This window comes from Peribacillus sp. SIMBA_075, from assembly GCF_046534585.1.
Genome location: NZ_JAWRYN010000006.1, coordinates 122,992 through 143,357 on the forward strand (window position 1 = coordinate 122,992; position 20,366 = coordinate 143,357).

Genomic DNA, 20,366 nt, shown 5'->3' on the forward strand with positions numbered 1-20,366 from the left:
AAAAATCATAATTGGGGGTAGATCATGGGTATTGAAACAGCATTAAAGCAAACACCGCTTTTTGAAGTATATAAAAAATACGGAGCAAAAGTTATAAATTTTGGTGGCTGGGCTCTGCCGGTTCAATTTACTAGCATTTTAGAAGAGCATGAAGCTGTTCGAACTGAAGCAGGACTTTTTGATGTTTCTCATATGGGAGAAGTACTTGTGGAAGGGAAAGATGCCGAGAGTTATATTAACTACCTTGTTACAAACGATGTAACAAAGCTTAGCATCAATCAAGCACAGTATACCGCAATGTGTTATCCAGACGGTGGAACCGTCGATGATTTATTAGTTTATAAATTAGGGAATGAAAAATATTTACTCGTCATTAATGCCGCAAATATTGAGAAAGATTACGAATGGATGAAGCAGCATGTAAAAGGAGAGATGGCACTCCAAAATATTTCGGAAGACATCGCTCAGCTTGCCATCCAAGGACCAAAGGCAGAAACCATTTTGCAAAAGTTAACGGAAATAGATTTATCAGAAATTGGTTCTTTTAAATTCGCCCAACATGTCAACATCTCGGGGATTACCGATGTACTTGTATCCCGTACAGGTTACACAGGAGAAAATGGATATGAACTTTATTTATCTGCAGACAAAGCGGAAGTACTTTGGGAAAAGATCTTAGAAGCAGGAGCCACGAATGGATTAAAACCATGCGGACTTGGTGCACGGGACACGCTTCGGCTGGAAGCACGTCTTGCACTCTATGGCCAGGAACTAAGTAACGATATCAGCCCGCTGGAAGCAGGAATCGGCTTTGTCGTAAAGACGAATAAAGAAAGTGACTTTATTGGAAAATCTGCTCTTACACAACAAAAAGAAACTGGATTAAAACGAAAATTAGTAGGGATTGAAGTAATAGGCCGGGGAATTCCGCGTCATGGTTACAAGATAATTTCTAAAGATGGAGAGGAAATAGGTATTGTGACATCAGGAACACAATCACCATCTTTGAAGAAAAGCTTAGGTCTTGCCTTGGTATCAGCCGATCAAGCTGAAGTAGGGACGCCGATACAAGTGGAAATCCGAAATAAACAGATTGAAGCCGTTATTGTTAATGCACCATTCTATAAAAGGTAAGCGGAAATATTTTAATAGAGTTATCGTGCAGTTTTCAGGAGTCGATTTCGGTTACCTTGCATGCAGCCTTGAAATCGGCTCATATGGGTAAAATCACCCAATCTATATTCTGGATTATGGCAATAGTGAAAAAACCAAAAGAAAAGGGGAAAATACAATGACGAAGGTAATATCAATTTTTAGATATAGCAAAGAACATGAGTGGGTACAACAATTAGAAGGAAATCGTGTACGTATTGGAATCACTGATTATGCACAAAAGGCGTTAGGTGATATCGTCTTTGTTGAAAACCCAGCGATTGATGATGAAGTAGCTGTAAATGAATCGATGGGAACGATCGAGTCGGTTAAAGCAGTTTCCGAACTTTACTCACCTGTTTCAGGTACGGTAGTTACTGTAAACGAAGAGTTAGAAGGCGCTCCAGAGACGATTAACGAGCATCCATTTGAAGCAGGGTGGTTAGTCGAAGTAGAAATGTCCAATCCAGAAGAGTTAGACTCGCTTCTAAACGAAGATGAGTATCAAGCATTTACTAATGAAGGAGAGGAATAATATGGCAGCCAATTATAGATACCTTCCTGATACTGAACAAGACCAAGACGAGATGCTCACATTTTTAAATATTTCTTCGATAGATGAGTTATTTGAAGATATTCCAGCTGAAATCAGATTGCAGGGTGAGCTAAACATCCCAAAGGCGGTTCCTGAACCTCTGCTTGTGAAAAGAATGAACCAGCTTGCTATCAAAAACAAAAATGCGAATCATTACCCGACTTTCCTAGGTGCGGGTACATATGATCATTACATTCCAAGTGTGGTAAACCATATGATTTCACGCTCCGAATTTTACACAGCCTATACACCTTACCAACCGGAAATCAGTCAAGGTGAATTACAAGCAATTTTTGAATTTCAAACGATGGTTTGTGAGTTGACAGGTATGGATGTGGCTAATTCTTCCATGTACGATGGTTTTACATCGCTTGCAGAAGCTGCATCACTTGCTGTTGCATCTACAAGACGTTCGAAAGTTCTTGTATCCAAAGCGGTACATCCTGAATCCAGGGCAATTTTACATACAGTAGCAGGAGGCCCGGGATATACAGCCGAGGAAGTAAACCTAGCAGATGAGGTTACAGATTTAGGGAAGCTGCAAGAACAAATAGATAAGGACACTGCTGCCGTAATTGTTCAATATCCGAATTTCTTCGGTTCTATTGAGGATATAAAAGCAATTAAGAAAATTGCGGAAGAACATGGTGCCCTTTTAATCGTAAGCGCCAATCCTCTTGCACTAGCACTCCTGCAGACTCCTGGGAAACTTGGGGCAGATATTGTAATCGGTGATATGCAGCCATTAGGAATCCCAATGTCCTTTGGCGGTCCGCACTGCGGCTATTTTGCGGTAAATAAAAAACTCATGCGCAAAATCCCAGGACGCATTGTAGGCCAAACAGCAGATGAAAAAGGACAGCGTGGATTTGTGTTAACACTTCAAGCACGTGAACAGCATATTCGCCGTGATAAAGCCTTATCCAATATTTGTTCCAACCAGGCATTAAATGCTCTTGCCTCTTCTATTTGTATGACATCACTTGGTAAGCAAGGGATTCGTCAAATGGCACAGCTAAACATTGAGAAAGCTGATTACATGGCGAAAACTCTAGAGCAGAAGGGCTTTACCATAATCAATGAGGCTCCATTCTTCAATGAGTTTGTTGTCGAGCTTCCTCGTCCGGTAAAGGAAGTCAATGCAAAACTTCTTAAGGCGGGTATTATCGGTGGATTTGATTTAGAAAGTGATTACGGTTTTGAAAATAAAATGCTGCTAGCTGTGACTGAGCAGCGAACAAAAGAAGAAATTGACCAATTTGTTGATGCTTTGGAGGCGATTGTAAATGGTTGAATATAATGAGTTAATTTTTGAAATAAGTCGTCCAGGACGGGTAGGTTCAAGTATTCCGGATAGTGACGTTGACTATGTTGATATAAATGAAAAATTTCCAAAGCATTTAATTCGTGACGAACCGGCGGAACTGCCAGAAGTATCAGAGTTGCAGCTTGTCCGCCACTACACAGCGCTCTCAAATAAAAACCATGGAATCGATAATGGATTCTATCCACTGGGTTCTTGTACGATGAAGTACAATCCGAAAATAAATGAAGATGTGGCACGGTTGGAAGGCTTTAGCCGCATTCATCCATATCAGCCCGTTGAAACAGTACAAGGTGCATTAGAAGTTTTATATGAATTACAGGAAGAGCTAGCCGTCATTACAGGAATGGATGCTGTAACATTACAGCCATCCGCAGGGGCTCAAGGGGAATGGACAGGTTTAATGATGGTTAAGGCGTATCATGCTCAAAAAGGTGAAACCAGAACGAAAGTACTTGTTCCAGACTCAGCGCACGGTACAAATCCTGCAAGTGCAAGTGTTGCTGGTTTTCAAACGATCACGATTCCATCCGATAAAAATGGATTAGTTGACCTAGAAGAATTAAAGAAACATGTGGGATCTGATACAGCTGCGCTAATGTTGACGAATCCGAATACCCTTGGACTTTTTGAAAAAGAAATTGTGGAAATTGCTCAGGTTGTTCATGAAGCAGGGGGCCTATTATACTATGACGGAGCGAATGCCAATGCCATTTTAGGTAAAACAACACCAGGTCAAATGGGCTTTGACATCGTGCACTTAAATCTGCACAAAACATTTACTACGCCTCATGGAGGTGGCGGCCCAGGGGCAGGTCCTGTCGGTGTGAAAGAGAAACTTATTCCTTACTTGCCAGTGCCTCGCATAGAAAAAGAATGTGATAAATATGTGCTGAACGCTAATTATCCGCACTCTATCGGAAGGGTAAAAGGGTATTATGGAAACTTCGGAATTCTCTTGCGGGCGTATACGTATATTCGCACGATGGGTCCAGAAGGGCTGCGCCAAGTATCAGAAAGTGCCGTGCTTCATGCTAATTACCTTCGTAAAAGATTAGAGCCATACTTTGAATCGCCATATTCACAAATTTGCAAGCATGAATTTGTCCTATCCGGATCCAGGCAGAAAAAGCTGGGTGTAAGAACACTTGATATGGCAAAACGTCTGCTGGATTTCGGCTACCATCCGCCGACCATCTATTTCCCGTTAAATGTAGAGGAATGTCTGATGATTGAACCGACAGAAACAGAGTCGAAAGAAACACTCGATGCATTTGCGGATGTAATGATTCAAATTGCCAAAGAAGTAGAAGAAAACCCTGGGGTTGTTTTAGACGCACCACATACTACGGTGATTGGGCGATTGGATGAGGTCCAAGCAGCTAGACAACCAATCTTGCGTTATTCCAAAGAGGAAGTAGTAGAGGAAGCAGCGATAACGTCATAAATGAATGATTGAACATGGACCACCAAGGATGGATTATAAAGAAAAGAATCTCAATATTTCATTCTAGGTGGTTTCATAAGCGTGTTTAAAAAGGATATTGAGAACTAAAAAGACAGAGCAATGGAGAAACTCAATCGGTCTTTTTTTTAGCCCTATTGACCAACCTATTTAAAGCTAAAATTACATCTGCTCATAGGAGTGAGAACTAAAATGTCCATCACTGATCTTCGTAAACCAGAATGGCTTAAAATTAAATTAAATACGAATGAACAATATACAGGCTTAAAGAAAATGATGCGTGAAAAAAAACTTCATACTGTTTGTGAAGAAGCAAGATGTCCTAATATTCATGAATGCTGGGCGGTACGAAAAACGGCAACTTTCATGATCTTAGGAAGTGTATGTACGCGGGCTTGCAGATTCTGTGCAGTTCAAACAGGGCTACCATCAGAGCTTGATTGGGAAGAGCCCGAACGTGTCGCAGAATCAGTAAAGCAAATGAACTTAAAGCATGCGGTGATTACCGCCGTTGCTCGTGATGATTTAAAAGACGGCGGAGCAGAAGTATTTGCAGAAACTGTAAAGGCAGTGAGGCGGCAAAATCCATTTTGCAGCATTGAAGTTCTCCCCTCCGATCTGAATGGGGAATATGACAACTTAAAAACATTAATGGATGCAAGACCAGACATTTTGAATCACAACATTGAAACAGTAAAACGCTTATCCCAAAAAGTTCGTGCACGTGCAACATACGAACGTTCATTAGAGTTTTTAAGGCGGGCAAAGCAAATGAATTCCACCATCCCTACTAAATCAAGCATCATGATTGGTCTAGGAGAAACAAAAGAAGAAATTATGGAAACAATGGATGATCTTCGAGCTAACGATGTAGACATCATGACTATTGGTCAATATTTGCAGCCTACTAAACGACATTTGAAGGTCGAAAAATATTGGAGCCCAGAAGAGTTTGAAGAACTGAAAAACATTGCCATGTCAAAAGGATTTAGTCATTGCGAAGCCGGTCCGCTTGTTCGCTCCTCCTATCATGCAGATGAACAAGTCCGTGCAACTAAGGTTAATGCGTAATCATTTTTCAATAAACCATTAAGAAAGGGGAGAATCAGATGATAGTCAAAATAAAAATAACAGAGGCAGCCATGAATAAACTGAAGGAAATGACATGTAAGGGTGCGCAAATTCCTCGCATTGACGCTGATATTGCCGGTGGCTGCGGGCTGTCGGTGAAGTTCTCCCTCTTATTGGATGAACCCCGCCGAAATGATGCAATTATTGAATATGAGGGACTTCAGCTTAGATTAGATCATTTTACAAAACGCTATTTAAATGAAGAAACACAAATTGATTATATAGAAGATAGTGGCTTTATTGTTGAAAAAAGCTTTGCATCCAGTGCATGTGCCATTGAAATAAATTAAAGAATCGTCACGGCTTACCTATTAATAGAATAGATCGTGTTTAATATGTTGTTTTTCTTACTCTATCCATATATTCATGGTTATGAAAACAAAAGGGGGATGTATTAGGTGAATCAAAAATATGACGTTGTTATCATCGGTGGCGGCACCGGTGGATATGTTGCGGCCATTCGTGCGTCTCAATTAGGATTAAAAACGGCGGTAGTTGAACAAGGAAAACTTGGTGGAACATGCCTTCATGCAGGTTGTATTCCAAGTAAAGCATTATTAAGAAGTGCAGAGGTATATTCGAATGCAAAAAATGCAGATAAATTTGGTGTTATTGCACCGGAAGTTGGACTGGACTTCTCAAAAGTACAGGCCAGAAAAGAAGAAATAACAGAACGCTTATTTAAAGGTGTACAACATTTAATGAAAAAAGGGAAAATAGATGTGTTTGAAGGGAAAGGAAGTATTTTACAGTCGAAAGATGTTTTAGTGAGACTGATTAATGATGAACGGGAAACAATATTAAACCCTCGACATATTTTAATAGCTACAGGATCTCGTCCAAGGACATTACCCGGCCTAGAAGCAGATAGCGAATATGTAATGACATCGGATGAAGCGCTATATTGGAATAGAATGGGCTTCGATGCTTATTGACTTTGGATTAGAAGTGACTGTGATTGAGTATGCCGAGCGCATTTTACCGACAGAAGATAAAGATATTTCAAAGGAAGTACAGCGACTAATGAAGAAAAAAGGTGTGAAAATCGTAACAGGGGCAAAGGTACTTCCAGAATCGTTAGAAAAAGGTGACGGTGTCTCTATAAAGGCGGTATATAAAGGGAAAGACACGACATTTTCAGCAGAAAAATTATTAGTATCTGTCGGAAGATTAGCAAACATAGAAGGCATTCACCTTGAAAATACCAAAGTTGAAGTCGAGAGTGTTATTCAAACAAATGAGTATTATCAAACGAATGAGCCAAACATTTATGCAATTGGAGATGTGATCGGAGGATTACAGCTTGCCCATGTTGCTTCACATGAAGGGATCATCGCAATTGAACATATGGCAGGAGAAAACCCTGTGCCACTTGATCAAACTCTTGTTTCAAAATGCATATATAGTAACCCAGAAGTAGCTAGTGTAGGCTTAACAGAAGAGGATGCGAAGGAGAAAGGATATCAAGTAAAAACAGGAAAGTTCTCCTTCCGTGCGATTGGAAAGGCTCTTGTTTTTGGTGAATCAGATGGTTTTGTCAAACTCGTTGTTGAAGAAGAGTCTAGTAAGTTGTTAGGAGCGCATATGGTTGGGCCACATGTAACAGATATGATTTCAGAAGTTGGTCTTGCACGAGTATTAAATGCAACAGCTATGGATATTGCGCATACGATACACCCTCACCCTACATTAGCGGAAGCAATTGGGGAAGCTGCCCTAGCTGTATATGGTAAGGAAATACACTCATAGATATAAAAATATTAAAAGAAGAGTTGAATACTTCTTCCTTAAGGGGAGGCGAGCCATATGATAGGTGGGAGAAGTTCGATATTAAGTATCAAGTAGTTTCACTATGAAAACCGGAGATGTTAAATTACGGAAGCGGAAGCGTCTGTCAGTAAAAAAATTTTAAGGTCTATCGTCCCTCTCACCGTAGTTCAAGATTGCTAGAAATGAAAGTGTAGTAACGGTTTTGTTCGGACACCTATAGCGGTAGAGTTTAGCCACCCTTTCTGAATTCGAAAGTTTTTACATATTTTAATTACAAATCTAAAGGATGGTGAGAGACCATTGTATAAAGAAGTGAATGTTAACCGTGCTAAATTATTAATATCTTGTCCAGAGAAACCAGGTATTATCTCAGCTGTATCTAACCTTTTATTAGAAAGCAGAGCAAATGTTGTTCATTTTGACCAACATACGACGGATCCACAAGCAGGTATGTTTTTTATGAGGATCGAATTTGATTTAAACGACTTTGATGCTTCCTATGCAAAACTTGAAGAGGACTTACATGTGCTGGCCCAGGCCTATGCGATGGAATGGAACTTAAGCGGTAATAATAAAAGAAAACGAATGGCTATCTTTGTATCCAAAATGGATCACTGTCTTATGGAGCTTATATGGCGTTGGAAATCGAATGAACTTCCAGTGGAAATTCCGATGGTGATCAGTAATCATCCAGATTTTAAAAAAATAGTAGAAAGTTATGGCATCCCTTATTATCATATTCCTTTAGCTAATGAAACGAAGCAACAAGCAGAACAGAAAGCACTGGATCTATTGAAAGGGAAAGCAGACTTTATTGCCTTGGCTAGATATATGCAAATTCTTTCCCCTACATTTGTATCGGAGTTCCCAAATCAAATTATTAACATCCATCATTCTTTCTTACCGGCGTTTGTCGGTGCAAATCCTTATGCGAGGGCCTATAACCGTGGTGTTAAGTTAATTGGAGCAACTGCTCATTATGTTACGAATGATCTTGATGAAGGACCCATTATTCAGCAAGATGTAAAGCGGGTTAATCATAGACATACAATCGAAGAATTAAAGGTTACCGGAAGTCATGTGGAAAGACAGGTTCTTGCCCAAGCTGTTTCTTGGCATATTGAAGATAGAGTTATTATTCATGGTAATAAAACAATCGTGTTTGATTAAATACAATATTATGATGTTCAATGATAGGAGATAACTTTAATTTTTAAAGATAATTGAGGAATTTATTATTTTTCCAATATCTTTAAAGATTTTTCTCTACTAATCTATTAGAGCAGACAAAATACTCGTCCTTGGTAGTATTTTGTCATATCTCAACGGGACATCATTACTATTTTTACCTATTCCTATATTAATGCCCACATCTCAATCTCTATTATAATTAAAATCAATTCCATAAAAGTTTTGCCACGTTTACTTAAACGAAAAACAGCTTGATTCATTTTGTGCATTTGCTGATTGAGGCGATTCACTGCTAATTTCTGAGCATTATAAATATAAATAAGCATCGTAAAATCGACATGTATTTTACCTTTTTAGCCTGTTCGATAACTGAAATTATTATAGTTAAAAGAACTCTTTTTAAGCATTGACTTGCTCAAGGGAAGTTCTCGTCTTGTAGAGCTTTTTCCATACTTTTTGAACATGTAACCGGGACGGGCCACACCAATCGCAGGGCTGGAAGTTATGTGTGGCTTCCATTATCCTGTAAAGGCAACGATCACATCTGGGCTATGTACAGTTGTGGGAGATGCGGTAGGTTTCCTTTGCTAATCGTGTTCAGAATTAAAAGATTAGGACCGTTTGACAAATAAGGGTGAATGAAGAGCAAAAAGCGGCATAATGAATGGCTGTTAAAAAAATCTATTGCCAGGAAAGGGGCATTGAACAATGAAATACAGATCTGCATTCGATATAATCGGTCCCGTCATGATTGGACCTTCGAGCTCACATACAGCAGGAGCTGCCAGAATCGGCAGAGTAGCACGGACATTATTCGAAAAGCAACCGAAGAAAGCCATCATTTCTTTATATGGTTCTTTTGCAAAAACATACAGGGGACATGGTACGGATGTTGCTGTCGTAGGCGGAATTTTGGATTTCGATACGGATGATGAACGAATTCCCACTTCATTGACGATAGCGGAAGAAGCGGGTATGGAAGTTACCTTTATAATCGAGGATACGGTGATGGATCATCCTAATACAGTCAAAATCAGACTGTTCGACGAAAGTAAAGAATTAGAACTTGTTGGGATCTCGATAGGCGGCGGAACGATAGAAATAACAGAGTTGAATACGTTCAAGCTAAAATTGTCAGGTGAAAACCCAGCTATTTTAGTGGTACATAACGATGTTTATGGAATTATATCTTCCGTTTCAACGGTTTTAGCCAATCATGAAATTAATATTGGGCATATGGAAGTTTCACGAAAAGAAAAAGGTCAAATGGCTCTCATGGTGATTGAAGTCGATCAGAAAATCAAGAGCGATGTCATGAAGGAAATTGAAAGTTTGGAAAACGTGTCGCAAGTCATAAGGATGGTTGAATGATTAAAAGTGTGGGCACAGATATGGAGGTAAAAACATGTTCCGAAATGTAGCAGAGTTGGTTGAACTTGCTGAAAGTAAAAATGTAAAAATCGCGGAAATCATGATTTTACAAGAAATGGAGTTCTCAAGCCTGTCGAGAGAACAGGTCATTGAAAAGATGGACAGGAATTTGACAGTGATGGAGCAAGCGGTTGAGAGAGGTCTTAAAGGGGTGCAATCCGTTACAGGTCTAACCGGCGGGGACGCCGTTCTTTTGCAAAATTATATCAAAACAGGCAAGGCACTCGGGGGCAACTTGCTACTGGATGCCGTCAGTAAAGCGGTTGCGACGAACGAAGTCAATGCAGCAATGGGAGTGATATGTGCAACTCCAACTGCCGGTTCTGCTGGAGTGGTTCCCGGTACGTTATTTGCCGTGAAAGAAAAATTACACCCAACCCGAGCTGAGATGATTGATTTTCTTTTCACTTCCGCTGCCTTTGGATTCGTGGTTGCAAACAACGCTTCCATTTCTGGAGCGGCTGGTGGCTGCCAAGCAGAAGTGGGCTCGGCAAGTGGAATGGCGGCAGCTGCGATAGTTGAACTTGCCGGCGGTACACCGAGCCAAGCCGCGGAAGCGATGGCGATCACATTGAAAAATATGCTTGGACTGGTTTGTGATCCAGTTGCTGGATTGGTCGAAGTTCCTTGCGTGAAACGAAACGCAATGGGTGCTTCCAACGCGATAACGGCAGCTGATATGGCACTTGCAGGCATTACGAGCCGCATTCCATGTGACGAAGTGATCGACGCCATGTATAAAATAGGATTGACCATGCCAGTTGCACTTCGTGAAACGGCAGAGGGCGGCCTAGCTGCGACTCCGACTGGGCGTAGATTGGCAAAGGAAATTTTCGGTTCATATAAATAAACCTACACCCTAAGCTCAGTTATGAAATCCTTGTCCTCAAAAGTTCTCTGTATTGCAATACATTGGAGAAATAACAAAGTCACCTCTAGGTACAAAATTGAACCCTGTTCATGACTAACCAGGGATATAAGGTGAACCCTAGCTTCAGTTACGGAGCCTTCAGGTTTCAGAGGACTCGCATTGTAGGACTGAAACCCTTTGATTTTCAAACCTTGATGACGGAATCCGATCAAAATCGTATTACTTGGTGGATGAACTTTTTCTGGTTTTGGACACTGATTAAATTTGTCCCTTTTTTATCATATGCATGGCCTCAGACTACTCAATATAGAGGTTACTGTTTGAACCCTAACATAGAACGCACGCGCTTCTTAATAAAACGAAGATTTTGTTCCACTTTAACTAACTTGCCCCATAAGTAAGTACGAGCATCTAAGTAAATGGTGCATAAAGAGCTTGTTCCTTAAACAGACTGCTTCCACATTCAAACCATCTTTTCACTTCAGTGGTAAGTGAATCGGGATAATATATTTTTAAAAAACGAGACAAAACGAGACAACAATCTCATTTTGTCTCGTTTTGTTTCGACTGAAAATAGAAAAAGTCCTAATTTACCGAACTTCCATTTTGGCACACTATTTGCAATATAGATCATTGACTCATTATTAATGATTGGGGGCTGAAATATGGAAACGGTTCAAAAGAATGAAATGAAGTTATCACAAGACAAAGCTTATTGGATGTACAAAAAAATGCTGGAAATAAGAAAATTTGAAGACCAGGTTCATGAATCATTTGCAAAGGGGATTTTACCAGGGTTTGTCCATTTGTATGCCGGGGAAGAAGCGGTAGCTGTAGGAGTATGTGCACACCTATCCGATAAAGACAGCATTACAAGCACTCATAGGGGGCATGGCCACTGTATTGCAAAAGAATGCGACCTAAACGGGATGATGGCTGAAATCTATGGGAAAGTGACAGGGCTATGTAAAGGAAAAGGCGGTTCCATGCATATTGCCGATCTCGATAAGGGGATGTTAGGCGCGAACGGGATAGTCGGTGGAGGCTTTCCGCTCGCATGCGGTGCAGCATTGACGGCCAAATATAAAAAGACTGATCATGTTAGTGTTTGTTTTTTTGGTGATGGTGCCAATAATCATGGGACATTCCATGAAGGCATAAATCTGGCGGCAATCTGGAAGTTACCCGTTATATTCATCGCTGAAAATAATGGGTATGGGGAAGCAACGCCTTTCAACTATGCTTCCAGCTGTAAAACGATAGCCGATCGTGCGATTAGCTACAATATTCCAGGTGCCCGGGTGGATGGGAAAGATGTAATGGCTGTGTATAAGGTTGCTGAAGAAGCCGTTCAGAGAGCTCGCAGGGGAGAAGGACCCTCATTAATCGAATGCGTTACTTATCGTAATTATGGACACTTCGAGGGAGATGCACAGAAATATAAAAATGAACTAGACAAAAAGGAGCATAAACAAGAGAAAGATGCGATTGCCCTGTTTCGGAATTACTTACTGAATCAGAATTTGCTGGGGGAAAAAGAATTGGTTTCTCTTGAGAGTGCCGTTGAGGAATCTATTAAAGAGGCAGTAAAGTTCAGTGAAGAAAGCCCGTATCCAGAGGAATCCGATTTATTAAAAGATGTGTATGTATCCTATTAAACCAAAAAAGGAGGAATTTTAGATGAGTAGAAAAATCAGTATGTCACAAGCGATAAATGAAGCAATGGCCATTGCAATGAGAAAAGATGAAAATGTCATCCTTATGGGAGAGGATGTAGCGGGCGGTGCTGAAGTTGATCATCTGCAGGATGACGAAGCATGGGGTGGCGTTTTAGGTGTCACAAAGGGATTGGTTCAAGAGTTTGGCCGGGACAGGATCCTCGATACACCCATTGCAGAAGCAGGCTATATGGGAGCGGCAATGGCAGCCGCCTCAACAGGTTTACGACCGATCGCCGAGTTAATGTTCAACGATTTCATTGGCAGCTGTTTAGATGAAGTATTGAATCAAGGTGCTAAGTTCCGTTATATGTTTGGGGGGAAAGCACAAGTTCCTGTGACGATCCGTACGATGCATGGTGCAGGATTCAGGGCTGCAGCTCAGCATTCACAAAGCCTTTATGCCTTGTTTACAAGCATTCCTGGATTAAAGGTGGTCGTTCCATCTTCCCCATATGATGCAAAAGGGCTCTTGCTATCAGCGATTGAAGATAATGATCCAGTCATCTTTTTTGAAGATAAAACGCTATATAACATGGTAGGAGAGGTCCCAGAAGGCTATTATACAATCCCGATCGGCAAAGCGGAAATTAAAAGGAATGGCGCGGATTTGACGGTCGTTGCCATCGGTAAACAAGTTCACACGGCAATGGAGGCTGCTGAAAAACTTGCAGCGAAAGGAATTGAAATTGAGATTGTAGATCCAAGGAGCTTGTCACCGCTGGATGAAGATTCGATCCTCTCCTCTGTGGCAAAAACAAATCGTTTGATCGTGATGGATGAAGCGAATCCTAGATGCAGCATGGCAACGGATATTGCCGCATTGGTTGCGGATAAGGGATTTGACACGCTCGATGCGCCAATAAAAAAGATTACAGCTCCACATACACCTGTACCTTTTTCTCCTCCGCTAGAAGATATTTACCTTCCAACATCGGAAAAAGTGATACAGGTCGTTTCGGAGTTATTGGGGGAGCCATCCATTCTTGGGGTGTAATTCAATAGTATGATGCTCCAGCTTTTTAAGCCGGAACAAGCAAACCAATAATGGACACAGAAACCAATCCGAAGGGAGAAAAAAGATATGGCGGTCGAAGTGGTAATGCCAAAATTGGGCATGGCAATGAAAGAAGGCACTGTTTCGTTATGGAGTAAGGAGGTTGGGGATTCGGTCGAAAAAGGTGAAGCAATAGCCAGCATCAATTCGGAGAAAATAGAAATGGATATCGAATCTCCAACGGAAGGTACCATTCTGAACATAGCTGTTCAAGAAGGACAAGGTGTACCCCCAGGAACCGTTATCTGTCACATTGGAAATCCGAACGAAAAAATTATGATCAAAGAACCTGTTGCTGAAAAAATCGATTTGGAAATTGATGAACAAGAAAAGCCGAAAACCAAAGAGTCACCCATTTTGCCACAGGGGGACCGATTATTGATCACCCCAATTGCACGAAAAATGGCACAGGCAGCCAATCTTGATATTGAGAAGATACAAGGTACAGGACCAGGCGGAAGAATCACTAAAGATGATGTACAGAAAGAAATGGAGAAAAGTGATTCCAAGTCAGTAAATAAAGAAGAAAGAATAGTGGACCCCCAACATCCTTTAGAAAGTCCACAGCAAATTCCAGTGTCAGGAATGAGGAAAATCATTGCCAAGCGTATGAAGGAGAGCTTGCAAAACAGTGCCCAATTAACTCTCACGATGAAGGTTGATGTCACCGATTTAGTCATACTGCAAAAACAAGCCAATGAAATCCTACAAAGACATGAATCAACTAAACTGACGATAACGGACTTTGTTGCCAAAACTGTCGTACTTGCACTAAAAGAGCATCCTAAAATGAATAGTGCTTATATTGAAGATAATATCCATTTGTATGAGCATATACATCTTGGATTAGCAGTGGCCTTGGAGAAGGGGCTTGTTGTTCCGGTCATAAGAAACGCCGAAAGTTGTACCATAAGACATTTATCGAAAAAGGGTAAGGAACTGGCTAGGCGTGCACGTGACGGTCAATTGCCTAGTGAAGACATGCAAGGGTCAACTTTTACCATCAGTAACCTGGGGGCATACGGAGTTGAGCACTTTACACCGATTCTGAATACACCGGAAACAGGGATACTTGGGATTGGATCTGCTTACGATACACCGCTTTATATTGGCGATGAATTGGAAAGAAGAACAATTTTGCCACTCAGTTTAACTTTTGATCACCGAGTACTCGACGGAGCACCTGCTTCTGCCTTTTTACAAACACTAAAAAGGTATTTAGAAGAGCCGATCACCGTGATTTTATAGAAAGGGAGGGAAAGCGCTTGAATCGTATAGCCATTATAGGCGGAGGTCCGGCTGGGTATGTAGCGGCAATCACTGCTGCCCAGCACGATAAGGAGGTCATATTGGTAGTCGACGGGCCATTAGGTGGAACCTGTTTAAACGAAGGGTGCATGCCAACGAAGTCACTATTGGAAAGTGCCGATACGTATGAATTGGTGAAAAATGCTGGCCAAATGGGAATTCGGCTCTCCCCCAATTCGATTGAAGTCGATTGGGAAACCGTTCAGGAACGTAAAAAAGATGTCGTATCTAAACTGGTGAATGGCATTCAATATTTAATGAAAAAGAATAAAATAAAAGTCATTCAGGGAAGAGCGTCAATCCTTTCGAGCCATCGACTGAGGATCGAGAACGGAAATAAGAATGAAGAGATTGAAGCTAGTAAGGTCATCATTTCAACTGGGTCTGAACCGATTCCATTACCTTTTGCGCCGTTTGATGGAGAATGGATCATCCACAGTGGTCAAGCCATGTCACTTCCTGCTATTCCCGCTTCGTTACTAATTATCGGAGGCGGAGTCATCGGATGTGAATTTGCCAGTATTTATAGTAGGATGGGCACCAAGGTAACCGTTATCGAGATGGGGGAAAAGCTGCTTCCAGAGGAAGATGATGATATCTCGAGCATCTTGCATAAAGAATTGAAAAGCCAAGGCGTGACAGTCCATACCTCCACATCTGTAAAAAATATCAATTCAACTAGTAAGACGGTGTTTTTGGAGAAAAGCAATGGGGAATTAGAAGATTTTCATGCTGATTACGTACTCGTATCAATAGGGAGAAAGCCAAGAGTCCACGGGATGAACCTAGAGGGAAACGGTATTGATTTTTCCCGAAATGGCATCTCGGTGAATGATCGAATGCAAACAAGCAATCCATCAATTTATGCCTGTGGTGATGTGATCGGGGGCATACAACTTGCCCATGTTGCTTTTCATGAAGGGCGGGTGGCGGCTCTGAATGCCTGTGGTCAATTTACACAAGTTAATTACCGGGCAATCCCTCGCTGCATTTACACCTCCCCGGAGATTGCCAGTGTAGGCTTGACGGAAAGAGAAGCGCGTAAAAAATATGGAGGGATTAATGTTGGGGAGTTTGCTTTTTCAGCAAATGGGAAAGCCGCCATTTCCAATAAACTGGCAGGAAAGGTCAAAGTCCTTGTAAACCCTCAATATAATGAGATTTTAGGCTTTTCCATCGTTGGTCAACATGCAACGGAATTGATCGGTCAAGGAACAATCATGCTGCATTCGGAAATAACGGCAGAAATGATGGAAGATTTAGTGGCGGCGCATCCAACCTTGTCGGAATCCATCCATGAAGCTCTTTTAAATGTTGTAGGTCAAGCAGTACATTCTTAAAACTATTCATGTAACATAAGGGGGATTTTGTATGGCTAGCGGTCATCGGACGGCGGTAGTCACTGGTGCAGGACGTGGTATCGGACGTGCCATTGCTTTAAGATTAGCTCAAGATGGATTGAATGTGGTGATTAACGACGTCAATCTGGAAACGGCAAAATCGGTCGTAAATGAGATCAGGGAACTTGGACGTGAAAGCCTTGCCATTAAAGCAGATGTAAGCAATAGACGGGAAGTATTCGAAATGGTTGATCAAGTGGTGGAACGTTTTGGACAACTGGATGTAATGGTTTCAAATGCAGGAATTGCTCAAATAAAGCCTCTATTGGAAGTAACTCAAGAAGACCTTGAACAGATTTTCAAGATAAATGTCAATGGTGTCCTTTATTGCCTGCAAGCCGCTGCTGAACAAATGAAAAAGCAAGAAGGCGGGAAAATTATTAGTGCTGCCAGCATTGCCAGTTTTAAAGGCTTTAGCTTGCTTGGTACATACTCAGCCACAAAATTTGCCGTGAGAGGCCTTACACAAGCGGCAGCACAGGAATTGGCCCAGTTTGGCATCACGGTGAATGCATACTGTCCAGGTATTGTCGGGACGCAAATGTGGGATTTAATCGATGAAAAAATGGGGCATTATATGAATCTTGAAAAAGGGGAAACATTTAAAAAGTTTACTGATTCCATAACCTTAGGACGCTCCGAAACCCCAGAAGATGTTGCCAAGTTCGTATCATATCTTGCTTCACCTGATTCTGATTATATGACAGGTCAATCCATCATGATTGATGGGGGTGTCCTTTTTTCATAAGCTAGCAAATAAAGGATCGATAGTGAAGCTTCATGTGAATAATCACATGAAGCTTTTTTAGTAAACTCAATCTATATATTGTAAGCGGATACATAATCTACTATAATTAAATGGACCTCGATTAACATCCTTTTTTATAACTCCATGGTATTTTCCCGCTAGATTTACTAAGTTTATTTTCATTTTTGAAGGTTCAAACCAAATGATTAGAGGAGGATTATATGCTGTCCACTAGTTGTTATCTACGTACATGGGAACGCTTTATCAGTGAAGGTGTTCTAGATTCAAATCGTCTGAACAAGCGAATAATGGAATCTTGGCATCGTTGCAAAAAAGATCAAGTCAACCCGTACCTTAATAAAGGCAAGCACATATTGACAAGTGAATTATTGGACATTCAAAAGGAAAAAAACTCATTCCTATTAGAATTGGCATCACCCCAATTATCAAGGATGAATCAATCTATAAAAGAATCGGGAATGATGGCTTTATTAGTCGATCCCGATGGATATGTCCTATCACTTTCCGGAAACGAGAAAATCCTCAATGAGGCAGGCAAAATAAATTTTGTGGAGGGTGTACGCTGGACGGAGGGTGAGGTCGGAACGAACGCAATTGGAACAGCTTTGAAAACGGGTGAAGCCGTCATGATCCAAGGTACTGAACACTATTCCATTGCTTCGCATAAATGGAGTTGCTCTGCTATGCCCATTTTAAATGAAGACGGGAAGATATTAGGCGTTTTGGATATATCGTGTCCAGTAGAATATTCCCATCCTTCCATGCTGGGGATGGTAGCCAATTTTGCGTATACGATCGAACAGGAAATGGGAGTGCGTTCCTATAAAAAGGAGCTGGAACTGATCAAGCACTCGATAGAACTTGCAGAAACCTATCCAGATCGTTTCTTTATCGTTTGTAATCATAAAGAAATGATCATATCCGCCAGCAAACTGGTTCGCAAAAAAATCCCTCAATCCATCGGCATGGCATTGGCCGATCTATTAAATCATGGCTATCGAATCGTTAAGGAAAACCTGCTTCTATCTAAAGAAGATAATAGGATTTCCGGTAAGTGTTTATTCTTATCTGAAAATCATGGTCATAAAACCAATAGGCTTTTTCCTGCTTCAATGCCATCTGAAGTGTTTGACTTCAAGGGAGAAAGCGGGATTAGCGAATCCTTTCAAAACACATTGCAGAAAATGAAGCTTGTTGCACCGACAGAAGCTAATGTGTGCATATTTGGTGAAACTGGGGTCGGAAAAGAGCTTATTGCCATGGCTATCCATGAAAATGGCTCTCGAAAAAATGGACCGTTCATCACTATAAATTGCGGAGCCATCCCTAAAGATTTAATGGAGAGTGAACTATTCGGTTATGTTGATGGTGCATTTACAGGGGCTAAACGGCAAGGGCACAAAGGGAAGTTCGAGCAGGCGAATGGAGGGACCATTTTTCTTGATGAAATTGGGGAAATCCCACTAGCTATGCAAGTTGCCTTACTACGTTTACTTCAGGAAAGAAAAATCGTTCCGATCGGTGGTACCAAAAGCATTTCATTGGATATTCGCATTATCACTGCAACACACCGTAATCTTGAAGAGCTTGTCAATGATGGGTCCTTTCGTCAAGATTTATATTATCGATTGAACGTTTACCCCATTCATGTACCCTCCTTAAGGGAAAGAATCGAAGACATTCCTTATCTAGTCAACTACTTGTGTTTAAAGAATGATTGGCATATTCCATTAACGGAAGAGTTATTGAAGCGATTAAAGGATTACAATTGGCCAGGCAATATAAGGGAGCTACAGAATGTACTCCAGCGATTGACCATCTTACTCGCGGAAGGACCTCTGGATTATATTCAAGTGTTGAATTCCATGCATTCACTGCCCATTGCCCGGCATGATGATATCCCTTCATTGAAGGAAGGCGGTAAAAAATGCATCAAGGGGAATGAACTGACGACCCGTGAAAAAATCCAACGGGATCTAATGTTAGAGGCATTACAAAGATCAAGAGGAAATGTCACCGCTGCAGCAAAGTTTATGGATATACCAAGAAGTACATTTTACAAGCGGCTCCATAAGTATGGTTTATAGACAGGGCAATGTACATTATGTAAGAAAGGATTAAGTAAATCCGTGAAAATTGAAAGGGGTCAATTAAACGAGAATGACTGAATTATTCTTTAATATTTTAATAGATGAAGATTTGAAAATTATCGAAACGGTTGAAGAAGTCAAGAGAGTTTAATGCCCAAACTCAATGAGCACGGCTTTACCTTGATACATAAGAGTGTCAAAAAAAGCAATGCCGGCAGAGAAGTTGGGGGTCGTTTCCAGTATTATTGTCGGGAATGAAACAGATGGACACCCTGTCATGCTCCCTTGAGCCATTGACACCTGTAATAGCAGGCGGGGGATTTTCGAATGGCAGAGGCCTTATTAGTGCCTTATCACTCGGGGCTGAAGGTATTGTCATGGGAGGAACTCGCTTTATGGCAACGTGAAGAACTGGATGGTACCAGTCAATGAAATGGATACGGTTGTCATTCAACGGAACATAGGCAGTCCTTAGCGTATAGCATTAAATACCGTCAGTAAAGTAGAGGACAAACTTGAAAGTGGGACTGATAAAAAAAGTAATGGCCGTCAAAGAATTTTTAAAACAAATCGTCCAAGAAGCAACAATCTCGTTTGAATTCATCCAAAGCCGGATCAAATCCATTTGAACATGAATTTCCCATATTTCAAAATGGAACATGAGATGACAAGTGATTCCATGTTCCATTTTTTTCTGATGTAGATTGTTCTTAGGCTTCTAACGACATACAGCTACGTAATTGATGTAATGAATGTGAAGGATCTACCAACAATCTTCACTACCTTAATGTAAAACATAACATTTATATGGAGACTCCTAAAAAGCATTAAATGTCGTGCAAATTCAATTTAAAAGCTTCTCAGTAACTTTACTGGTCCATAAATAAAAGGGAATATATTAATTATGCCAATAACCTTGCTATTTACTTAAATAAGGAGGTCCTAGTTATGTAACTGAGCTAGCTATGTATTAATCCGATGTATGCAAGCAAATATCTAGGCAAGTAAAGACCAATTGTAATATATAATCACTCACTTAAAAATAAATGGTGCACAGTTTAAAATAGCTGCCAATTATCATTTTGCCAAGATAA

The 20,366-nt window shown here is 40.9% G+C and carries 16 protein-coding genes and 2 pseudogenes; 17 read left to right on the forward strand and 1 reads right to left on the reverse strand.

Annotated features, from left to right (window positions below):
* The first annotated feature begins 24 nt into the window (after positions 1-24).
* The 10 genes and pseudogenes from gcvT (at position 25) to sdaAA (ending at position 10,909) form a co-directional block, all read left to right on the forward strand.
* Positions 25-1,134, forward strand: a complete 1,110-nt coding sequence (gene gcvT, locus SB775_RS07445) for a glycine cleavage system aminomethyltransferase GcvT (RefSeq protein WP_410861087.1) — start codon at positions 25-27, stop codon at positions 1,132-1,134.
* A gap of 157 nt (positions 1,135-1,291) precedes the next feature.
* Positions 1,292-1,687 (forward strand): glycine cleavage system protein GcvH, encoded by a 396-nt coding sequence (gene gcvH / locus SB775_RS07450; RefSeq protein WP_061463194.1) that lies wholly within the window; start codon positions 1,292-1,294, stop codon positions 1,685-1,687.
* Between the two features lies 1 nt (position 1,688).
* Positions 1,689-3,041: an aminomethyl-transferring glycine dehydrogenase subunit GcvPA gene (gcvPA, locus tag SB775_RS07455; RefSeq protein ID WP_410861089.1), complete on the forward strand. Its 1,353-nt coding sequence runs from the start codon at positions 1,689-1,691 to the stop codon at positions 3,039-3,041.
* Positions 3,034-4,518: an aminomethyl-transferring glycine dehydrogenase subunit GcvPB gene (gcvPB, locus tag SB775_RS07460; RefSeq protein WP_410861091.1), complete on the forward strand. Its 1,485-nt coding sequence runs from the start codon at positions 3,034-3,036 to the stop codon at positions 4,516-4,518. Before gcvPA ends, gcvPB begins: the two co-directional genes overlap by 8 nt.
* A gap of 210 nt (positions 4,519-4,728) precedes the next feature.
* Complete coding sequence (lipA, locus tag SB775_RS07465; RefSeq protein ID WP_089362216.1) at positions 4,729-5,607, forward strand: lipoyl synthase; 879 nt, start codon at positions 4,729-4,731, stop codon at positions 5,605-5,607.
* A gap of 38 nt (positions 5,608-5,645) precedes the next feature.
* Positions 5,646-5,957 carry an iron-sulfur cluster biosynthesis family protein gene (locus tag SB775_RS07470; protein WP_410861092.1) on the forward strand — a complete coding sequence of 104 codons (312 nt, stop codon included), beginning with the start codon at positions 5,646-5,648 and terminating at the stop codon, positions 5,955-5,957.
* A 108-nt stretch (positions 5,958-6,065) separates the two neighbouring features.
* Positions 6,066-7,416, forward strand: a pseudogene (lpdA, locus tag SB775_RS07475) (dihydrolipoyl dehydrogenase).
* Positions 7,417-7,737: 321 nt separating this feature from the next.
* Positions 7,738-8,607: a formyltetrahydrofolate deformylase gene (purU, locus tag SB775_RS07480; protein WP_377384357.1), complete on the forward strand. Its 870-nt coding sequence runs from the start codon at positions 7,738-7,740 to the stop codon at positions 8,605-8,607.
* Between the two features lie 729 nt (positions 8,608-9,336).
* A complete protein-coding gene (sdaAB, locus tag SB775_RS07485; RefSeq protein ID WP_317777452.1) occupies positions 9,337-9,999 on the forward strand; it encodes an L-serine ammonia-lyase, iron-sulfur-dependent subunit beta in 663 nt (220 codons plus the stop codon).
* A gap of 34 nt (positions 10,000-10,033) precedes the next feature.
* Positions 10,034-10,909 (forward strand): L-serine ammonia-lyase, iron-sulfur-dependent, subunit alpha, encoded by an 876-nt coding sequence (gene sdaAA, locus SB775_RS07490; RefSeq protein ID WP_125160827.1) that lies wholly within the window; start codon positions 10,034-10,036, stop codon positions 10,907-10,909.
* 229 nt (positions 10,910-11,138) lie between these two features.
* Here sdaAA and SB775_RS07495 read toward each other — a convergent pair.
* Positions 11,139-11,306, reverse strand: a pseudogene (locus SB775_RS07495) (IS6 family transposase); the annotation flags it as partial.
* A 289-nt stretch (positions 11,307-11,595) separates the two neighbouring features.
* Here SB775_RS07495 and SB775_RS07500 point away from each other — a divergent pair.
* The 7 genes from SB775_RS07500 (at position 11,596) to SB775_RS07530 (ending at position 19,679) form a co-directional block, all read left to right on the forward strand.
* A complete protein-coding gene (locus SB775_RS07500; RefSeq protein ID WP_410861094.1) occupies positions 11,596-12,588 on the forward strand; it encodes a thiamine pyrophosphate-dependent dehydrogenase E1 component subunit alpha in 993 nt (330 codons plus the stop codon).
* 22 nt (positions 12,589-12,610) lie between these two features.
* Entirely contained in the window at positions 12,611-13,645 is a 1,035-nt protein-coding gene (locus SB775_RS07505; RefSeq protein ID WP_410861095.1) for an alpha-ketoacid dehydrogenase subunit beta, read from the forward strand.
* 87 nt (positions 13,646-13,732) lie between these two features.
* Entirely contained in the window at positions 13,733-14,953 is a 1,221-nt protein-coding gene (locus SB775_RS07510) for a dihydrolipoamide acetyltransferase family protein (protein ID WP_410861096.1), read from the forward strand.
* 17 nt (positions 14,954-14,970) lie between these two features.
* Complete coding sequence (gene lpdA / locus SB775_RS07515; RefSeq protein ID WP_410861097.1) at positions 14,971-16,353, forward strand: dihydrolipoyl dehydrogenase; 1,383 nt, start codon at positions 14,971-14,973, stop codon at positions 16,351-16,353.
* A 31-nt stretch (positions 16,354-16,384) separates the two neighbouring features.
* Entirely contained in the window at positions 16,385-17,161 is a 777-nt protein-coding gene (locus tag SB775_RS07520; protein WP_089362224.1) for an acetoin reductase, read from the forward strand.
* 221 nt (positions 17,162-17,382) lie between these two features.
* Positions 17,383-19,269, forward strand: a complete 1,887-nt coding sequence (locus SB775_RS07525) for a sigma-54-dependent Fis family transcriptional regulator (protein WP_410861099.1) — start codon at positions 17,383-17,385, stop codon at positions 19,267-19,269.
* 266 nt (positions 19,270-19,535) lie between these two features.
* Positions 19,536-19,679: a nitronate monooxygenase gene (locus SB775_RS07530; RefSeq protein ID WP_286140772.1), complete on the forward strand. Its 144-nt coding sequence runs from the start codon at positions 19,536-19,538 to the stop codon at positions 19,677-19,679.
* The last annotated feature ends 687 nt before the right edge of the window (positions 19,680-20,366 follow it).